The sequence below is a fragment of the Pseudomonas sp. Marseille-Q8238 genome (genome assembly GCF_965111915.1).
The window spans coordinates 182,572-200,212 of the sequence record NZ_CBCOPI010000001.1 but is presented as its reverse complement, the minus strand read 5'-3'; the positions used below and the strand labels follow the sequence as shown (position 1 = coordinate 200,212).

General features: G+C 63.5%; 17 protein-coding genes and 1 tRNA gene. 11 read left to right on the top strand and 7 right to left on the bottom strand.

Going from position 1 to position 17,641, the window contains the following annotated elements; genetic code table 11:
- Positions 1-184 precede the first annotated feature (184 nt).
- From cysT to ACWPW0_RS00855, 4 genes are all read left to right on the top strand, one after another.
- On the top strand, positions 185-1,003 hold the full coding sequence (cysT, locus tag ACWPW0_RS00870) for a sulfate ABC transporter permease subunit CysT (protein WP_447588109.1): 819 nt from the start codon (positions 185-187) through the stop codon (positions 1,001-1,003).
- A 10-nt stretch (positions 1,004-1,013) separates the two neighbouring features.
- Positions 1,014-1,886: a sulfate ABC transporter permease subunit CysW gene (gene cysW / locus ACWPW0_RS00865; RefSeq protein WP_447588108.1), complete on the top strand. Its 873-nt coding sequence runs from the start codon at positions 1,014-1,016 to the stop codon at positions 1,884-1,886.
- A complete protein-coding gene (locus tag ACWPW0_RS00860; protein WP_447588107.1) occupies positions 1,887-2,876 on the top strand; it encodes a sulfate/molybdate ABC transporter ATP-binding protein in 990 nt (329 codons plus the stop codon).
- Between the two features lie 218 nt (positions 2,877-3,094).
- Positions 3,095-3,856 (top strand): hypothetical protein, encoded by a 762-nt coding sequence (locus ACWPW0_RS00855; protein ID WP_447588105.1) that lies wholly within the window; start codon positions 3,095-3,097, stop codon positions 3,854-3,856.
- Between the two features lie 226 nt (positions 3,857-4,082).
- On the opposite strand, the gene ACWPW0_RS00850 is transcribed toward ACWPW0_RS00855, so the two are convergent.
- Positions 4,083-4,607, bottom strand: a complete 525-nt coding sequence (locus tag ACWPW0_RS00850) for an Mpo1 family 2-hydroxy fatty acid dioxygenase (protein ID WP_454254143.1) — start codon at positions 4,605-4,607, stop codon at positions 4,083-4,085.
- Between the two features lie 97 nt (positions 4,608-4,704).
- Here ACWPW0_RS00850 and ACWPW0_RS00845 point away from each other — a divergent pair, with 97 nt between their 5' ends.
- Positions 4,705-5,397: a Crp/Fnr family transcriptional regulator gene (locus tag ACWPW0_RS00845; RefSeq protein ID WP_454254142.1), complete on the top strand. Its 693-nt coding sequence runs from the start codon at positions 4,705-4,707 to the stop codon at positions 5,395-5,397.
- A gap of 221 nt (positions 5,398-5,618) precedes the next feature.
- Here the strand turns inward: ACWPW0_RS00845 and ACWPW0_RS00840 are convergent, their stop codons facing one another.
- On the bottom strand, positions 5,619-6,854 hold the full coding sequence (locus tag ACWPW0_RS00840) for an HDOD domain-containing protein (protein WP_447588101.1): 1,236 nt from the start codon (positions 6,852-6,854) through the stop codon (positions 5,619-5,621).
- 273 nt (positions 6,855-7,127) lie between these two features.
- On the bottom strand, positions 7,128-7,682 hold the full coding sequence (locus ACWPW0_RS00835) for a TetR/AcrR family transcriptional regulator (RefSeq protein ID WP_454254141.1): 555 nt from the start codon (positions 7,680-7,682) through the stop codon (positions 7,128-7,130).
- 91 nt (positions 7,683-7,773) lie between these two features.
- On the opposite strand from ACWPW0_RS00835, the gene ACWPW0_RS00830 reads away from it, so the two are divergent.
- On the top strand, positions 7,774-8,514 hold the full coding sequence (locus ACWPW0_RS00830) for an SDR family oxidoreductase (RefSeq protein WP_454254140.1): 741 nt from the start codon (positions 7,774-7,776) through the stop codon (positions 8,512-8,514).
- Between the two features lie 100 nt (positions 8,515-8,614).
- Positions 8,615-9,208: a 2-hydroxychromene-2-carboxylate isomerase gene (locus tag ACWPW0_RS00825; RefSeq protein ID WP_454254139.1), complete on the top strand. Its 594-nt coding sequence runs from the start codon at positions 8,615-8,617 to the stop codon at positions 9,206-9,208.
- 7 nt (positions 9,209-9,215) lie between these two features.
- On the opposite strand, the gene ACWPW0_RS00820 is transcribed toward ACWPW0_RS00825, so the two are convergent.
- The 4 genes from ACWPW0_RS00820 to ACWPW0_RS00805 all read right to left on the bottom strand — a co-directional run bounded on the left by ACWPW0_RS00820 (position 9,216) and on the right by ACWPW0_RS00805 (position 15,119).
- The gene (locus ACWPW0_RS00820; RefSeq protein ID WP_454254138.1) at positions 9,216-10,394 is read right to left on the bottom strand and encodes an HDOD domain-containing protein; all 1,179 of its coding nucleotides are present in this window, start codon (positions 10,392-10,394) and stop codon (positions 9,216-9,218) included.
- A 164-nt stretch (positions 10,395-10,558) separates the two neighbouring features.
- Positions 10,559-11,839 (bottom strand): 4-aminobutyrate--2-oxoglutarate transaminase, encoded by a 1,281-nt coding sequence (gabT, locus tag ACWPW0_RS00815; protein ID WP_447588093.1) that lies wholly within the window; start codon positions 11,837-11,839, stop codon positions 10,559-10,561.
- 511 nt (positions 11,840-12,350) lie between these two features.
- Complete coding sequence (gabD, locus tag ACWPW0_RS00810) at positions 12,351-13,799, bottom strand: NADP-dependent succinate-semialdehyde dehydrogenase (protein ID WP_454254137.1); 1,449 nt, start codon at positions 13,797-13,799, stop codon at positions 12,351-12,353.
- 312 nt (positions 13,800-14,111) lie between these two features.
- The gene (locus tag ACWPW0_RS00805; RefSeq protein ID WP_454254136.1) at positions 14,112-15,119 is read right to left on the bottom strand and encodes an AraC family transcriptional regulator; all 1,008 of its coding nucleotides are present in this window, start codon (positions 15,117-15,119) and stop codon (positions 14,112-14,114) included.
- A 155-nt stretch (positions 15,120-15,274) separates the two neighbouring features.
- Between ACWPW0_RS00805 and ACWPW0_RS00800 the strand changes: the two genes are divergently transcribed.
- The 4 genes from ACWPW0_RS00800 to ACWPW0_RS00785 all read left to right on the top strand — a co-directional run bounded on the left by ACWPW0_RS00800 (position 15,275) and on the right by ACWPW0_RS00785 (position 17,427).
- The gene (locus ACWPW0_RS00800) at positions 15,275-16,342 is read left to right on the top strand and encodes a fatty acid desaturase (RefSeq protein ID WP_454254135.1); all 1,068 of its coding nucleotides are present in this window, start codon (positions 15,275-15,277) and stop codon (positions 16,340-16,342) included.
- Between the two features lie 51 nt (positions 16,343-16,393).
- Positions 16,394-17,116 (top strand): NAD(P)H-dependent oxidoreductase, encoded by a 723-nt coding sequence (locus ACWPW0_RS00795; RefSeq protein WP_447588086.1) that lies wholly within the window; start codon positions 16,394-16,396, stop codon positions 17,114-17,116.
- Positions 17,113-17,277, top strand: coding sequence for a rubredoxin (locus ACWPW0_RS00790; protein WP_454254134.1), 165 nt, complete (start codon positions 17,113-17,115; stop codon positions 17,275-17,277). The genes ACWPW0_RS00795 and ACWPW0_RS00790 overlap by 4 nt, the downstream gene beginning before the upstream one ends.
- A 73-nt stretch (positions 17,278-17,350) precedes the next feature.
- Positions 17,351-17,427: transfer RNA gene (locus ACWPW0_RS00785), tRNA-Arg, on the top strand.
- Positions 17,428-17,641 lie beyond the last annotated feature (214 nt).

The following is a 17,641-nucleotide window of genomic DNA, read 5'->3' as shown; positions in this document are numbered from 1 at the left end:
TTTCCCGATGGGAAAGAATCCGGGGTGAACGGCATACCCACCGCCACCCCACATCCGGCCCTGCCCGGCAATCGATTCACGCTTACCACACGGAGTGTCGGATAATCGCGAATCGGTTCGGGGCAAGGGCTCCGGTCCGTACACCCCCGGCATGGAGCCGGGTCGAGAATTCTGCGAGGACCTTATGTCACGCCGCATTTCCCCCGTCATACCCGGCTTCGGGCTGACGCTGGGTTACACCCTGGTGTACCTCAGCCTGCTGGTGCTGATTCCCCTGGGTGCCATGTTCGTGCATGCCGCCCAGCTCACCTGGGATCAGTTCTGGACCATCATTTCGGCACCGCGTGTGCTGGCCGCCCTGAAACTCAGCTTCTCCACCGCCCTGGCAGCTGCAGTGGTCAACGGCCTTATCGGTACCCTGCTGGCCTGGGTGCTGGTGCGTTATACCTTCCCCGGGCGCAAGATCATCGACGCGATGATCGACCTGCCGTTCGCCCTGCCTACCGCCGTTGCCGGTATTGCCCTGACCGCGCTCTATGCACCATCCGGCATGGTCGGTCAGTTCGCCACCTGGCTCGGTTTCAAGATCGCCTACACACCACTGGGTATCACCCTGGCGCTGACTTTCGTCACCCTGCCCTTCGTCGTGCGCACCGTGCAGCCGGTCCTGGCTGACATCCCGCGTGAAGTCGAAGAGGCCGCCGCCTGCCTTGGTGCCAAGCCCTTCCAGGTATTCCGTCACATCCTCGTGCCAGCCCTGCTGCCCGCCTGGCTGACCGGTTTCGCCCTGGCCTTCGCCCGCGGTGTTGGCGAGTACGGTTCGGTGATCTTCATCGCCGGCAACATGCCGATGAAGACCGAGATCCTGCCGTTGTTGATCATGGTCAAACTCGACCAATACGACTACCACGGCGCCACCGCCATCGGCGTGCTGATGCTGGTGGTCTCCTTTGTCCTGCTGCTGCTGATCAACTTGTTGCAGCGCCGCATCGAAAAACCATAAGGAGGCTGCCATGTCATCTTCAACCATCAGCGCAGCCTCCGCTGCCAATGCTGCCCGTCGCGGCAATGCCGGGGGCCGTATCGCCCTGATCATCGGCGGCTGGCTGGCCTTCATCCTGTTCCTGCTGCTGCCACTGGTGGTGGTACTGAGCCAGGCCCTGAAGCTCGGTCTCGGCACGTTCTTCGCCGCCCTGATCGAACCGGACGCCATCTCGGCGCTCAAGCTGACCCTGCTCGCAGTGGGCATCTCGGTACCGCTCAACCTGCTGTTCGGCGTCGCCGCAGCCTGGTGCGTGAGCAAGTACGAGTTCCGTGGCAAGAGCATCCTGGTGACCCTGATCGACCTGCCGTTCTCGGTCTCGCCAGTCATCGCCGGTCTGATCTACGTGCTGCTGTTCGGTGCCCAGGGCTTCTTCGGCACCTGGCTGCAGGACCATGACATCCAGATCATCTTCGCCCTGCCGGGTATCGTGCTGGCGACCATCTTCGTCACCGTGCCCTTCGTCGCCCGTGAGCTGATCCCGCTGATGCAGGAACAGGGCACCCAGGAAGAAGAAGCCGCGCGCCTGCTCGGTGCCAATGGCTGGCAGATGTTCTGGTACATCACCCTGCCGAACATCAAATGGGGCCTGATCTATGGCGTGGTGCTGTGTACCGCACGGGCCATGGGCGAGTTCGGCGCCGTGTCGGTGGTCTCCGGGCATATCCGCGGATTCACCAATACCCTGCCGCTGCACGTCGAGATCCTCTACAACGAATACAACCACGTCGCCGCGTTCAGCGTCGCCAGCCTGTTGCTGGCCCTGGCCCTGATCATTCTGCTGCTCAAGCAGTGGAGCGAGTCCCGTATCAACCGCCTACGCCACCAGGCTGAGGACGAGTAAATGAGCATCGAAATCCGCAACGTCACCAAGAACTTCGGCGCCTTCCGTGCCCTGAACGACATCAACCTGGATATCCAGAGCGGTGAGCTGGTTGCCCTACTCGGCCCGTCCGGCTGCGGCAAGACCAGCCTGCTGCGCATCATCGCCGGCCTGGAAACCCCGGATAACGGCAGCATCGTGTTCCACGGTGAAGACGTGTCGCAGCACGATGTGCGTGATCGCAACGTCGGCTTCGTGTTCCAGCACTACGCCCTGTTCCGTCACATGACCGTGTTCGACAACGTCGCCTTCGGCCTGCGCATGAAGCCGAAGAACGAGCGGCCGAGCGAGGCGGAAGTCGCCAAGCAGGTGCATGAGCTGCTCGGCATGGTCCAGCTCGACTGGCTGTCCGATCGCTACCCGGAGCAGCTCTCCGGTGGTCAGCGCCAGCGTATCGCCCTGGCCCGCGCCCTGGCGGTGAAACCCAAGGTGCTGCTGCTCGACGAACCCTTCGGCGCCCTCGACGCCAAGGTGCGCAAGGAGCTGCGCCGCTGGCTGGCCCGTCTGCACGAAGAAGTGCATCTGACCAGCGTATTCGTTACCCACGACCAGGAAGAAGCCATGGAAGTGGCCGACCGCATCGTGGTGATGAACAAGGGCGTGATCGAGCAGATCGGCGCACCGGGCGAGGTCTACGAGAACCCGGCCAGCGACTTCGTCTACCACTTCCTCGGCGACTCCAACCGCCTGCACATCGGTGAAGACCAACACCTGCTGTTCCGTCCGCACGAAGTCTCGCTGTCGCGCCAGGCCGTGGACGAGCATCGCGCAGCGGAAGTCCGCGACATCCGCCCGCTGGGTGCGATCACCCGGGTCACGCTCAAGGTCGACGGCCAGGACGAGCTGATCGAAGCCGAAGTGGTCAAGGATCACGACAGCCTCACCGGTTTGGCTCGCGGTGAAGTGCTCTACTTCAAGCCCAAGGTCTGGCAAGCGCACAGCCCCGCCTGATCCTTTCCAAGCCCGGTGTTCACGCCCACCGCGAACACCGTCAGGGCACGTAGCACATGCAGAGCCGCAAGGGCTCTGCAGTTACGCATTTGCGATGCAAATCACTCTTTTGGCTCATCCTTTGCTACTCCAGCCGCAGTAGGCTGTTGACACTGCGCGGCAGCTGCTCTTCTGCCGAAGATTCCGCGGTTCACAAGAATAATAAGGAGTACCACGGCATGAACCGTAACCCTTTGATTAGTAAATTATTAATTGTTTTTATGGGGCTGGTCGCAAGCTTCTCGCAACTGGTCATGGCTGCACCCATGACAGCCGCTGAACAAGTCCAGGTCTACGCCAGCCGCGCCACGGGCAGCCTGCTGTTGCTGCGTGGTGAGGGCTTCCAGGAAGCCCATCTCAAGCGCCTGGATAAAGATATCGCCGATCTGGAAGGCGCTGCTCAAAACGCCATCAGCAGTAGCTCGGAAATCCCCGGCCTGACCACGAAACTTGTTACCCAGTTACGCCTGGGTGTTTCCTTTGGCCCCAAAGAAGACGCCGTGCCATGGCGCTACCCGGAAGAATTGGCCCATGCCCTGCGCGCCCTGCTGACCGTGGCCCGGGCCGTACCCGATGCCAAACCGGAAGGCGAGCTGCCCGCCAAGGTCGAATACCTGGCCGTGCAATACCTCAGCCGCTCCTATATCGGCACGTTCGAAATTGCCCGCGAGCAGCCGGACAACTATGTCGGCCAGGATGAGCGCCGCCTGGTGCCGTCCATCGACGAGGAAATGAAGAACCTCAACGACAAGGACAACGCCGGCATCGCCAAGCTGAAGACGCGCTGGAATTTCCTGCGCGCAGCGCTGCTCGACATGAACAGCCAGAGCAACAACCTGGCCAGCGCCTCCGGCCGGGCCTTCGCCCCGACCACGGTCGACCGTCACGCCCGCTCGCTGAGCGACCAGTGGATCAGCCTGAGCTCGGTAGCGAAGAAGTAAGCCTGAAGTGAACAGCCGGGCCTGGCCCGGCTGACGGCCCAAACTTCGTCGCGTCTGGATATGTGCCGGCCTCCTGCCAAATCCCCATCGTTCTATTCAACACGGCAAGCGGCGTGGCGATGTCTACGACAGAGCCAGCACTGACCGTCATCCCGCTCGACAGCCGGGCATGAAAAAGCCCGCCAGGTTTGCACCTGGCGGGCGTCGGGAAACGGGCTACGCAGCGTCAGGCCAGGGCTTTCGGCTGGCGGATACAGGTGGGGCCGGCGCGCTCTTCCACCGCATGCCGGACTTCATCGCGCAGGCCACAGAGAAAGGCCAGCTCCGCGACCACGAACAGCGGACCGACCACCAGGCCCATCACGTCGTCGACAAACGCCGGCTTGCGCCCTTCGTAGAAATGCCCGATGAACTGAATGATCCAGCCCACCACGAACAAGCCGAGTCCGCCCGCCAACCACACCAGCGTGCTCTGCTGCGCCAGACTGGCACCGGCCCACAGGCTCAACGCCAGCAACACGGCCATCAGCACACCGAAGCGCAGGTCCAGGCGCAGGTAGAAGATACCCGCGGCCAGCGCGACCAGCAGGGCCGGCGACGCATGCACACCCACCACCTCGAACCCCGGGCGCGACAACAGCACAGCCACCGCCACGACGATCATCGGGATGCCAATGAAGTGACTGAAAATATTGCGCCGGTCGCGGTGGTATTCCGCATATTGACCGAGGTGATCGACAAGGGACTTCATCGGACTACTCCTTATTGGATGCACACAGGCAGGTTGGCAGATAATGACTCCGCACGGCCCGCCACCTCTGTCAGCTAGCCGACAAACCGGAGACGCGATGCCCGATCATCATGCCTGGCGCCAGCACCTGCTGCAGGGACACTGGTTCAGCCACCTTCCTACTGCCTTGCAGGATAGCCTGCTGCACAGCGCCAGCCTGCGCAACCTGAGCGCAGGCCAATGCCTGTTCAGCCGCGGCTCACCGCCGTGTGGTCTGTATGCCGTGTTGCACGGCGCCATTCGTATCGGCGCAGTGGACCGTGACGGCAAGGAGGCCTTGCTGACGCTGGTCGAGCCACCCTATTGGTTCGGCGAGATCTCCCTGTTCGACGGCCAGCCCCGTACCCACGACGCCTTCGCCGAAGGCGCGACCCAACTGCTCCATGTGCCGCAAGCCGGCCTGAACACCCTGCTGGAACACGAGCCGACCTACTGGCGCGATTTCGCCCTGCTGATGAGCCAGAAGCTGCGCCTGGCGTTCATCGCCCTCGAAGACATGAGCCTGTTGCCCGCTGCCCCCCGCCTGGCCCGCCGCCTGCTGCTGATCGCCGAGGGCTATGGCGAAACCCATCCGCGCCAGGTGATCCACCTCGCCCAGGAACAGTTGGCGCTGATGCTGGCCCTATCCCGCCAGACCACCAACCAGATTCTCAAGGAACTCGAAGCCCGCGGCGTGCTGAGCCTGACCTATGGCGAGATCGAGATCCTCGATCTGGCGCGCCTGCGCGAAATGGCCCGAGTCGATGCCTAGGAGTGGTGTGAATCTCGCTTTAACTCATCGAGTCATATGGAAATCTATTTCCAGTCCTGCCCTCGAACGGGCCACATTGAGGCAGTTGTGGACATTCGACCTTTGCGTTTCATGACGCGCCGATTGGTGGGCTGAAGCCCACCCTACGCAGGGTGCAGAATTTGTAGGGTGGGCTTTAGCCCACCAGTTGCAGCGTCCACAACTGCCTCGAACCAGCCGTGCTACGGCGAAGCGTCAGCCCGAACCGGGCTGAGCAGATTGCTCGGTATCTGCTCAAGGATATCCGGTGGTAGCCGCAACATGCGGGCCGCGCGACACTCACTGATTCGCGAGACCGCCTCATTGGCCGGCAGGCGCAACACTTCGGCAGCCAGGTTGAGTACCAGCGCCTCGCGCGAGAACACGCCACTGCCCAGGGCATAGAACGCCGCAATCACTGAGCGCAGCTCAAAAGGCAGACGCCAGCGAATGCGTAGCGCCGAGCCGAAGTTGGCCGCGCGTTGGCGCAAGGCGGTATCGATCTGCTCGTCGCTTAGCGCGCCACCGGCATCCTGCCAATCCTGCAAGCTGCGCAGCACGGCTAGGTCACCGATGTTGTGCAGCAGGCCAGCGGTGAAGCACAGCTCGGCATCCACTCCCAGTCGCCGCCCCAGCCAGCCGGCCAGTGAACCTGTGCGCATGGCCCTGTTGCCAACCTCGATGGCGAGGTCCGCCAGGCGCTTGTCCTGCAGGCGCGCATTACGCTGCACTGCCATGCCCAGCACCAGATTCAGGCAGCGCCCCACACCGAGACGCTGCAACGCCTGGGCCACCGTGAGGCAGGGCTGCCCCACATGCTCGGCAGCGCTGTTGGCCGCTGCGATCAGGCGCGCGGTGATCTGTGGGTCTCTGATGAACTGTTTTTCGAGCAGGCCCAGGTCCTGCTCGTTGGCCTGCAGCCGGCTCGCAACGGCGGCACGCACATCACCCAGCAAGGGCGCACCCTGGCCGGCCTCACGCACACTGTCGAGGTACTGATCCAGGCTCTTGGTCGGCAGGCTGGGCTCAGGTGCTGGCGGGCTTTGCCCCTCGCCTTGCAGCAGCCCCTGCAAACGCTGGCGAAGGATTTCCGCGTTGAACGGTTTGACCAGGTACGCCGTCGGTGCCAGCGGCATGGCCGCGCGCACACTGCGGGTATCAGTGCGGCGGCTGATCAGGATGAACGGCAGCGCCGGCGTGCGGGGCTGACGGCGAATATGGCGCAGCAACTCGACGCCATCGAGCCCCTCCAGCTCGCCATCGGCAATCACCAGGTCCGGGAGTTTCTTGCGGCAACGCGCCAGCGCAGCGTGACCATCGGCGACCTTGATCACCACGGCATCACGTCGAACGTCGAGCACCAGTTGCGCAAGCAGATCAGCTGTCCAGGGATTGGCTTCAGCAATCAGAACTTCCGGGGCGGCTGCCGGAGCAGTCATGCAAACCTCAGGGACACAAGCGAGAACACAGCCGGGCCACGAACTGGCCTACGGCGGTTTACCCGTCAGGGGATGTTGAACGATCTGTCAGATTACCCCTGCCGACGGTCGTTAGGCGAGTGGCAAAACGGCCAGTAGCGCCCTGGCATCGGGCTTACTGAGGCGGTTACCGGCACGCAAGCGCAGGCTTTGCCTGACTTCGCCGACGATAGCGACAACTCTAGTGCTTTAGTCGCAACGGCCGATTTTTACCGGTGATGGGTCACAAGGCATTTACGGTACGACGGTCGCCAACAGCGCACGGCTGGAGCCCAGCACCTCCTGCTGGCGCTCGGGGCTGGCCAGCATGCGCGCCACCAGCAAGGCGCCGACGCACTGGCTGATGATCGCCCAGGCCAGTGTCGGGCTTTCCAGCACCTCGGCCCAGGCCTGCTGCAGTTGTACGAGCCAGTGTTCGGCCTGCTCGCGCACGGACAGATCGGCGCGGGCGATTTCCGCACCCAGTGTCGGCAGCGCGCATCCGCTTCCCGGTTGCTGCACATGGGCCATGTCCAGATACAGGTCCAGGCACCGTTGCAACTTGTCGCGGCTGCCGCCATCGGCATCGCTGAGCAGGCGCAGGCTGTGGCTCAACTCCCGCTCGACGATGGCGCTGAACAGATCGTTCTTCGAGGGGAAATGGCTGTAGAACGCGCCGCCGGTCAGGCCGATGGCTTTCATCAGACCATCCACACCCGTCACGGCAAAACCACCCTGCTTGGCGATGGCACCGCTGCTCTTCAGCAGATTTTCCCGGGTCTGTGCCTTGTGACTGGTCGAATAGCGCATGCTGCCCTCCGCTGCTACACCTGCTTGACGTACGGCCGCATCGTAGCATAACGTCCGCTTAGTTAACGACCGTTAAGTAAAGGATCACAGCATGAGCACGCAGAGTAACGACAAGAAGGTAGTGCTGGTCATCGGCGCCGGCGACGCCACCGGTGGTGCCATTGCCAAACGCTTCGCCCGCGAAGGCTATATCGCCTGCGTCACCCGACGCAGCGCCGACAAACTGCAACCGCTGGTGGATGCGATTCGCGCCGAAGGCGGCGAGGCTCATGGCTTCGCCTCCGATGCGCGCAAGGAGGAGGATGTCGCCGCGCTGGTCGAGCAGATCGAAACCGAGATCGGCCCCATCGAGGCGTTCGTCTTCAACATCGGCGCCAACGTACCGTGCAGCATCCTCGAAGAAACCGCACGCAAATACTTCAAGATCTGGGAAATGGCCTGTTTCTCCGGTTTCCTTACTGGCCAGGCCGTGGCGCGGCGCATGGTCACCCGCAAGCGCGGCACCATCCTGTTCACCGGCGCCACCGCCGGCCTGCGCGGGGCAGCCAACTTCGCCGCATTCGCCGGGGCCAAACATGGCATTCGGGCGCTGGCGCAAAGCATGGCGCGCGAGCTGGGACCGTTGAATATCCACGTTGCCCACGTAGTGGTGGACGGCGCCATCGACACCGATTTCATCAGGGAGAACTTCCCCGAACGCTATGCCTTGAAAGACCAGGACGGCATTCTCAACCCCGACCATATCGCCGACAGCTACTGGTACCTGCACAGCCAGCCTCGGGATGCGTGGACCTTTGAACTGGATCTGCGTCCCTGGATCGAACGCTGGTAAGCCATACCGCCCGGTTGCACCACGCCCGTGCAGCGCTGGCGGGCGACGCGCGCTCAGCCGTGACGTCGCCTCTCTCTACTAAAATAAAAGCGAGATTCCCATGAGCAAATCCGTCGAATTCTTCTTCGACTTTGGCAGCCCCACCACCTACCTGGCCTGGACCCAGCTGCCGCGTATCTGCGCCGAAGCAGGTGCGGAACTGATCTACCGGCCCATGTTGCTGGGCGGCGTGTTCCAGGCCACCGGCAATGCCTCGCCGATTGAGGTTCCAGCCAAGGGCAAGCATGTGATGCTCGACCTGCAGCGTTTTGCCAAACGCTATGGCGTGCCCATGGCGTTCAACCCGCATTTCCCGATCAACACCCTCGGGCTGATGCGCGGTGCCGTAGCCGTGCAACTGCGCCAGCCGGAACGCTTTGACAACTATGTGAAGACGATCTTCCAGGCCATGTGGGTCGATGCACAGAACCTCGGCGACCTGGCTGTACTGGGCAAGGTCCTGGCCGCAGGTGGTTTCGACCCGCAAGCCCTGCTGGCATTGACCGGTGAACAGGAAATCAAGGACGCACTCAAGGCCACCACCGAGGAAGCCATCAAACGCGGCGCCTTCGGTGCGCCGATCATGTTCGTGGGTGACCAGATGTTCTTCGGCCAGGACCGCCTGGACTTCGTTCGCGAAGCCTTGAACGCCTGACGATCAGCTACAGCAACAGGGCCGCATCCAGCCGCAGCATGCGTGCGGCCTTGTGCTCCAGCAGGCCGGCAAAAGGCTGTTCATCACTCGATCGGGCAGCCTCGGCCGCCAGGTTGACCACCAGCGCCTCACGGGAGAACACCCCGCTGCCGAGCTGGTAGGCGGCGGCAATCAGTTCTCGCAGCTCCAGCGGCAATCGCCAACGCGTACGCAGCGCCGAACCATAGGGCGCGGCGTATTGCGCCAGGCTTCGCGCGACCGTTTCTTCCTCCAGCACACCACCACCGTCACACCAGTCTTGCAGGGTGCGCAACAACGCCAGGTCACCCAGGCGATGCAGCAGGCCGGCGGTGAAACAGCGCTCGGCATCCACGTCGATACGCACCGCCAGCCAGCGCGCCAACTCGGCGAGGCGCTGTGAGGTTTGCCACAGCGCCTGCGCCTGCTCGACCAGCAACTCATCCTGCAGGCTCACACCGCGCTGCAAGGTCACCCCGAGTGCAAGGTTGAGGCTGTGCTTGGTGCCCAGCCGCTGTAACGCTTGAGGCAATGTCTGACAGGGGCTGCCCACGTGCAGCGCCGCGCTGTTGGCAGCGGCAATCAGTTGCGCAGTGAGCTGCGGGTCTGGGCGAAACTGCGCCGCCAGCACCTCGATGTCCAATGTCTGCGTGTCGTGCAACTGGCTCAGCGTGGATTGCACGGTGGCCAATACCGGCGCGCCCGCGGCTGACTCTCGGCGCCCCTGCAAAAACTCATCGAGACTTTGGTGTAGCTCTGCCTCGGGCAGCGGCGAAACCGGGTCATCGCCTGGCTTGAGCAGCACCGCACGCAAACGGCGCAGCATGTCTTCAGCATCGAAAGGCTTGGCCAGATAGGCGGTGGGAGTCAGTGCCACGGCCGCCTTGACGCTGGCAGCATCGACCTTTTCCGTGATGAGGAAGAAGGGCAGCGGCGGCTGCTCACGCTGGCGGCGTACCTCGCGCAACACGTCCAGACCACCCACGCCCGGCAGGCCAAAATCGGCGATCAGCAACTGTGCCGGTTGGCGACGCCATTGTTCGAGCACGGCATGGCCGTCATGCACGGTCACGATTTCGGCATCACCACGCACACTGCGAACCAGTTGGCCGAGCAGCTCGGCCGTCCAACGATCTGCCTCCCCGATGATTACCCGAGGGACTGCCATACACACCTCACCATCACCCAGTGGAGCCCTGTCCAGGCCGGGCGATTCCGTCGCCCATCTGCAGCCTAGTCAAGAATCGGCCACCGCACTCACCTGACATTTCTCCGCCTATAAAAAGACCCGCCGAAGCGGGTCCTTTTCACAGCGAGCGAATGGCGCCGATATCAGGCCAGTTCGTCAAAGCACTCGGCGACAATGGCCAGGCCCTTGTCGAGTTGCGCATCGGGAATGGTCACCGGCATCAGGAAGCGGATGACGTTGTAGTAGGTGCCGCACGACAGCAGGATCAGGCCCTTCTCACGGGCGCGCGCGACGATCTTGCCGACCAGCTCGGCCGCCGGCTTGTGCACGTCGCCGCCCTCGAACAGCTCGATGGCGATCATCGAACCCAGGCCACGCACATCGCCGATCACCTTGTGCTTGGCAGCGATGTCACGCAGGCCAGCCTTGAGCTTCTCGCCCAACGCTTGCGAACGCTGCAGCAGGTTCTCTTCGTCGAACACCTTGAGCACGGCCAGGGCCGCGGCACAGGCAATCGGGCTACCGGCATAGGTGCCGCCCAGGCCGCCGGGAGCGATGGCGTCCATGATTTCCGCCTTGCCGCTGACGCCGGAGATCGGGAAGCCACCGCCGACCGATTTGGCGAAGGTGGTCAGGTCCGGGACGATGCCCAACTGCTCGGTGGCGAAGAAGGTACCGGTACGACCGGCACCGGTCTGCACTTCATCGGCGATCAGCAGGATGCCGTGCTCGTCGCACAGGGCGCGCAGACGCTTCATGAAGGCTGGGGAGTTGGTGTAGAAGCCACCCTCACCCTGTACCGGCTCGATGATGATCGCGGCGATATCGCGCGGCTGGGCGTCGTTCTTGAAGATGCGCTCGATGCTGGCGATGGACTCGTCTTCGCTCACCCCATGCAACTCGCACGGCGACTGCGCACGGTACACACCGGCAGGCATCAGGCCCATGCCGGCGGAGTACGGCACGACCTTGCCGGTCAGGCTCAGGGTCATCATGGTACGGCCGTGGTAGGCACCGGTGAAGGCGATCACACCGGCGCGGCCAGTGGCGGCGCGGGCGATCTTCACGGCGTTCTCGACCGCTTCGGAGCCGGAGGTGACCAGCAGGGTTTTCTTGGCGAAATCGCCCGGTACGCGCTTGGCGATTTCTTCGCACAGTTCAACGTACGGCTCGTAAGCCAGCACCTGGAAGCAGGTATGCGACAGCTTGGTCAACTGCTCCTGCACGGCGGCTACCACTTTCGGATGCAGGTGGCCGGTATTGAGTACGGCGATGCCGCCAGCGAAGTCGATGAACTCACGGCCTTCGACGTCCCACACGGTGGCGTTCTCGGCGCGCTCGGCGAAGATCGGGTGGATCTGGCCAACGCCGCGCGGCACGGCAGCGGTACGGCGTTGCATCAGGGATTCGTTGGTCTTGCTCATGGTGCAGGTCCTCATTCACCGCTCATCGGGCGGCGCAGCTCAAGGATGAACGCAACCGGGGAAAGGCGCGCGCAGCATACGATGATCGACTGCCACGCCCTGCCGGTTGCTCAGGTTCTTTACTACGGTGCTACAGGCCCGGGTGGACCGGCTCGTTGGTTTTCACCCGGGATACTTCAATCACTTCTTAGAGCCAGCCAAAGCACCTGGGGCGCTGTTGACGTCTCGCCTTAACGCATTGGGTCGGATGGAAATACATGTTCAATCCAACCCTTCAAACAGGAATCTTTGAGGCAATTACGGACGTTCAGCCTTTGCGTTTTATGACGCACTGAGTGGTGGGCTGAAGCCCACCCTACGCCGGATGCGGATTTGTAGGGTGGGCTTCAGCCCACCAACTGCAGTCTCCGCAACCGCCTCAACCCAGCCATACATATCGAAGCGTCAACAATCCCTACTCAAGAGCCTCGGAGCCAACACCGTATGGCCGACGCCCCGGAGGTCGAAACCCTTATACCCCAAGGCAGAGGTATTTGATTTCGAGGTAATCCTCGATGCCGTACTTGGAGCCTTCGCGGCCCAGGCCGGAGGCCTTGATGCCGCCGAACGGCGCCACTTCGTTGGAGATCAGCCCGGTGTTCACCCCGACCATGCCGTACTCCAGGGCTTCCGCCACGCGGAACACACGACCCAGGTCACGGGCATAGAAGTACGAGGCCAGGCCGAATTCGGTGTCGTTGGACAGGGCGATGACTTCGGCCTCGTCCTTGAAGCGGAACAGCGGCGCCAGCGGGCCGAAGGTTTCTTCCTTGGCCACGGCGGCATTCTTCGGTACATCGACCAGAATGGTCGGCTCGAAGAAGCTGCCACCCAGGCTGTGCGGCTTGCCGCCGAATACCACCTTGGCGCCTTTGCTCACTGCGTCGGCGATGTGCTCCTGCACCTTGGCCACGGCCTTTTCATCGATCAGCGGCCCGGTGGTGGTGCCGTCTTCCAGACCATTGCCGATCTTCAGCTTGGCCACGGCCACTTTCAGTTTCTCGACGAAAGCGTCGTACACGCCGTCCTGTACATACAGGCGGTTGGCGCAGACGCAGGTCTGGCCGTTGTTGCGGTACTTGGAGATCAGCGCGCCTTCGACGGCGGCATCCAGGTCGGCATCATCGAACACGATGAACGGCGCGTTGCCACCCAGCTCCAGGGAGACCTTCTTGATGTCTTTGGCGCACTCGGCCATCAGCTGGCGGCCGATTTCGGTCGAGCCAGTGAAGCTCAGCTTGCGCACGATGGGGTTGCTGGTCAGCTCGCCACCGACGTCGCCGGCGCTACCGGTGACCACGCTGAACACGCCTTTCGGGATGCCGGCACGCTCGGCCAGCTCGGCCAGTGCCAGGGCGGAATACGGCGTCTGCGAGGCGGGCTTGAGCACCATGGTGCAGCCTGCGGCCAGTGCCGGGCCGGCTTTGCGGGTGATCATCGCCGCCGGAAAGTTCCACGGGGTGATGGCCGCGGTCACGCCGATCGGCTGCTTGATCACGATCAGGCGCTTGTCCGGCTGGTGGCCCGGAATCACGTCGCCGTAAATACGCTTGGCTTCTTCGGCGAACCATTCGATGAAGGACGCGGCATAGGCGATTTCGCCCTTGGCTTCGGCCAGCGGCTTGCCTTGCTCGAGGGTCATCAGGCGACCGAGGTCATCCTGGTTCTCGATCATCAGTTCGTACCAGCGGCGCAGCTTGTTGGCGCGCTCCTTGGCGGTCAGTGCACGCCAGGCCGGCAGCGCCTTGTCGGCGGCCTCGATGGCACGACGGGTTTCCGCTGCGCCCATCTTCGGCACGCTGCCGAGGATCTCGCCAGTGGCCGGGTTGTTGACCTTGATGGTCTGGCCGCTATCGGCATCCAGCCAGGCGCCATCGATATAGGCTTTCTGGCGGAACAATTGGGCGTCTTTCAATTGCATGGCAGTCTCCGGTGCGTTCCACAAAGGGTGGCAGGCAGTGGGGAAAAACAGTCAGCCAGAACAGGCTGAGCGGGTGTGTGAAATCTCAAACGAATCCTAGAGCCCGCCTGCATAAAGGGCAATAGCTTGTTCGATAAAACCAACAAAAATCCCTAAAAAGAGGGACACGTGCGTCGCCCGGTCGATTTTCCGTAAACCCGAGCGGCACCCTGGCGGGCTTGGTGCCGAGCGGGTAAAGCGGTAGAGGGCACATACGCCCATGCGTTCAAGATCACGAACGCTTATCTGCCGAATGGCATCGGTGCGCGATGTTCAGTCCGCCAGGCTGTCCCGGTACTGGCTGGGACTCTGCCCACTCCAGCGTTTGAACGCCCGGCTGAAGCTGCTGCTGTCGGCAAAACCGAGCAGGTAGGCAATCTCGCTGATCGAACAGGCGGCATCGCGCAAGTATTGCACCGCCAACCCATGACGGGTCTCGGCCAGCACCTGTTCGTAGCTACAGCCTTCATCGCTGAGGTGGCGTTGCAGGCTGCGCAGGCTCAGGTGCAGACCGTGAGCCAGTACCTCGGCGGAAGGCTCGCCGTTGGGCAGACACTGCTCCAGCGCACGGCGCAGGCGACGGCTGACGGTATCCGGCTGCAGCGCGTCGAGGCGCTTCTGCAGAACGGCCTCGTTGTGCGCGGCCAGCTCCGGGTTGGCATCGTCCAGCGGCTGGTCCAGGTCGGCACTGGCGAACGCCAGCACATCCTCGGCCGCGCCAAACTGCACCGGTGCGCGGAACACATCGAACCAGGGTTGCGGATCGGCCGGCGCAGGGCGGCGCAATTGCACGGACAACGGCGCGTACTCGCGGCCCAGGCGATTGCGGCAGGTGCGCACATAGATGGCGGCGAATGCGTCGATGGCCTCCGCTGCCGGGGCGTGGCCGTCCGGCAGCAGGCGCAGGTGAAACTGGCAGACATCACCGACGTCGCGCAGCTCCAGCTCCAGCGCATCGCTGACCACCTGGTGATAACGCACGATGCGCTCGAACACTTCGCGCAGGCTGCTGCTGGCGACGATGGCCATGCCCAGCGCGTGAAAGGTGGTCGGGCTGACGTGGCGCGAGGTGTTCAGACCCAGCGCCGGATCGCCGCTGGCCGCCACGGCCAGTTGCCACAGGCGGGTGGTGGCCGACAGCGGGTAACGCGCGTTGGGGTCGTCGAGCAGGCTCGGGTCGAGGCCCGCCTCGCGGCACAGCGCGGCGCTGTCCAGGCCGAGGGCATCAAGCTGGCGGCGCAGGGCGCGGGTCCAGCTGGCCAGGGTAGTCGGTTCACTCATGCAGGTTGGCATTCTCGGTCAACAGGTTGGCGTAGTCGGTCGGGCGGCTGGCGGCGCAGGCGCGCACAGTAGCCTCGTCGAATCACAACAACAGTCTTGCCGTTCCTCGCGCCCCGCATGGCGCAGATCAGGCGGTGGGACAAGAGGATGCGTGTATGACCCCGACTCCTGCAACCCATGCCCTGCACAATCACCAGCAGCGTTCCGCCCACATTCGCAGCGTGGTGATGGCCCGCGGCGACGAACTGCGCCAGCGCTACCCGATCCTCAAGCACCAGGATGCCATCGGCGCCGGCATCCTCACCTTCGCCCTGGCCGGCATGCTCGGCTCGGCCTGGCTCTACCTGGACGGCGTCATCGCCTGGTGGGCGTGCCTGCTGGCCAACGCCTTCTTCGCCTCGCTGACCCACGAGCTGGAGCACGACCTGATCCACTCGATGTACTTCCGCAAGCAGCGCGTGCCGCACAACCTGATGATGGCGCTGGTGTGGATGGCGCGGCCGAGCACGATCAACCCGTGGATCCGCCGCCACCTGCACCTCAACCATCACAAGGTGTCCGGCACCGAGACCGACATCGAGGAGCGCGCCATCACCAACGGCGAGCCGTGGGGCTTCGCGCGCCTGCTGATGGTCGGCGACAACATGATGTCCTCGTTCATCCGCCTGCTGCGCGCCAAGACCTGGGCGCACAGGAAGATGATCGTCAGCCGCACCCTCAAGGGCTACGCACCGCTGGGCCTGCTCAACTGGAGTACCTGGTACGTGTTCCTCGGCTTCCACCTGGTCGACTTCATCGCCACGGCCAGCGGCGCGCCAATCGCTTGGTCCGCAACCACCCTGAGCGTGATGAACATCGTCAACTTCGCCGTGGTCGTGCTGGTGGGGCCGAACGTGCTCCGCACCTTCTGCCTGCACTTCATCAGCTCCAACATGCACTACTACGGCGACATCGAGAACGGCAACGTGGTGCAGCAGACCCAGGTGCTCAACCCCTGGTGGCTGCTGCCGCTGCAGGCGTTCTGCTTCAACTTCGGCAGCACCCACGGCATCCACCATTTCGTGGTCAAAGAGCCCTTCTACATCCGCCAGATGACCGCCCCGGTGGCGCACACCGTGATGCGCGAGATGGGCGTGCGCTTCAACGACTTCGGCACCTTCGCCCGCGCCAACCGCTGGCAGCCGGTGGCCAAGCCCGCTGGCGAAGCCGCCCAGACCGCCTGATCCAGATCCATCCGGGGCCCGTCCAGGCCCCGGCCTTTCCCGGAAACCTCGATGAACATCCTGATCGTCCATGCCCACCCCGAGGCGCAGTCCTTCTGCACCGCGATGAAAGACCTCGCCATCGCCACCCTGCAACAGAGCGGGCACCACGTGCAGGTCTCCGACCTCTATGCGATGAACTGGAACCCGGTGGCCTCGGCCGCCGACTTCCAGCAACGCAGCAACCCCGACTACCTGGTCTACGCCCTCGAACAACGCCATGCCCACGGCCAGCAAGCGCTGGCCACGGACATCGCCGGCGAGTTGGACAAGCTGCTGCGGGCCGACCTTGTGATCTTCAACTTCCCGCTGTTCTGGTGCTCGGTGCCGGCCATCCTCAAGGGCTGGATCGACCGCGTACTGGTTTCCGGCGTGTGCTACGGCGGCGTGCGCTTCTATGACCGTGGCGGCCTGGCCGGCAAGCGCGCACTGCTCAGCTTCACCCTCGGCGGCCAGGCGCACATGTTCGCCGATGAAGCCGCCGTGCATGGCGACTGGGAACCGATGCTGCGCCCCCTGCAGCGCGGCACCCTGGCCTACGCCGGGTTCAGCGTGCTGCCGCCCTTCCCCGCCTATCACGTGCCCTACATCAGCCAGCAGGCGCGCGAGGACATCCTCGAACAATACCGCGACTACCTGCTCAACCTGGATGAACAGCAACCCCTGCCCGCACCGTCGCTGGCCGACTTCGACCGCCACCTGCACCCGCTGCGCGCAAGTGAGGTGCCGGCATGAAGACCTGGATCTGCGTGATCTGCGGGCTGATCTACGACGAAGCCCAGGGCTGGCCCGACGACGGCATCGCCGCCGGCACACCTTGGAACGAGGTCCCAGACGACTGGCTCTGCCCGGATTGCGGCGTCAGCAAAGCCGATTTCGACATGCAGGAAATCTGATCACCAGCGATCATTGCCTGCGTGCAGCGCATGGACGCCCGCGCGGCGGATGCGTATGATTGCGCCCCGCAACGCACCAGTAGCTCAGCTGGATAGAGTACTGCCCTCCGAAGGCAGGGGTCGTGGGTTCGAATCCCGCCTGGTGCGCCATCTTCTCTCCCTTTGGTTCCAAAGGGCTGGCGCCTCCGCCAACATCTATTCAAATCCTGAAAGTCCTTTCGCTTGCCTCGTAGCGCATAGCGTTGCATGCCAACAACCCGGCATCGTGACGCGCTCAGTAGCCGGCGGAAACTTGCCGCCAGGGCTAGCCAACCCAGCAGCAAAACCTCCGAAAGCAGAATGGCCAGACGCCAGCACTCTTGGT

Bases quoted from the DNA above. Each gene is read 5' to 3' on its own strand.
- ACWPW0_RS00805 (WP_454254136.1), bottom strand. From the start codon at position 15,119: ATGAGTGAACCGACTACCCTGGCCAGCTGGACCCGCGCCCTGCGCCGC.
- ACWPW0_RS00860 (WP_447588107.1), top strand. From the start codon at position 1,887: ATGAGCATCGAAATCCGCAACGTCACCAAGAACTTCGGCGCCTTCCGT.
- ACWPW0_RS00790 (WP_454254134.1), top strand. From the start codon at position 17,113: ATGAAGACCTGGATCTGCGTGATCTGCGGGCTGATCTACGACGAAGCC.
- ACWPW0_RS00855 (WP_447588105.1), top strand. From the start codon at position 3,095: ATGAACCGTAACCCTTTGATTAGTAAATTATTAATTGTTTTTATGGGG.
- ACWPW0_RS00830 (WP_454254140.1), top strand. From the start codon at position 7,774: ATGAGCACGCAGAGTAACGACAAGAAGGTAGTGCTGGTCATCGGCGCC.
- cysW (WP_447588108.1), top strand. From the start codon at position 1,014: ATGTCATCTTCAACCATCAGCGCAGCCTCCGCTGCCAATGCTGCCCGT.
- ACWPW0_RS00825 (WP_454254139.1), top strand. From the start codon at position 8,615: ATGAGCAAATCCGTCGAATTCTTCTTCGACTTTGGCAGCCCCACCACC.
- ACWPW0_RS00820 (WP_454254138.1), bottom strand. From the start codon at position 10,394: ATGGCAGTCCCTCGGGTAATCATCGGGGAGGCAGATCGTTGGACGGCC.
- ACWPW0_RS00850 (WP_454254143.1), bottom strand. From the start codon at position 4,607: ATGAAGTCCCTTGTCGATCACCTCGGTCAATATGCGGAATACCACCGC.
- ACWPW0_RS00795 (WP_447588086.1), top strand. From the start codon at position 16,394: ATGAACATCCTGATCGTCCATGCCCACCCCGAGGCGCAGTCCTTCTGC.
- ACWPW0_RS00800 (WP_454254135.1), top strand. From the start codon at position 15,275: ATGACCCCGACTCCTGCAACCCATGCCCTGCACAATCACCAGCAGCGT.
- cysT (WP_447588109.1), top strand. From the start codon at position 185: ATGTCACGCCGCATTTCCCCCGTCATACCCGGCTTCGGGCTGACGCTG.
- gabT (WP_447588093.1), bottom strand. From the start codon at position 11,839: ATGAGCAAGACCAACGAATCCCTGATGCAACGCCGTACCGCTGCCGTG.
- ACWPW0_RS00840 (WP_447588101.1), bottom strand. From the start codon at position 6,854: ATGACTGCTCCGGCAGCCGCCCCGGAAGTTCTGATTGCTGAAGCCAAT.
- ACWPW0_RS00835 (WP_454254141.1), bottom strand. From the start codon at position 7,682: ATGCGCTATTCGACCAGTCACAAGGCACAGACCCGGGAAAATCTGCTG.
- gabD (WP_454254137.1), bottom strand. From the start codon at position 13,799: ATGCAATTGAAAGACGCCCAATTGTTCCGCCAGAAAGCCTATATCGAT.
- ACWPW0_RS00845 (WP_454254142.1), top strand. From the start codon at position 4,705: ATGCCCGATCATCATGCCTGGCGCCAGCACCTGCTGCAGGGACACTGG.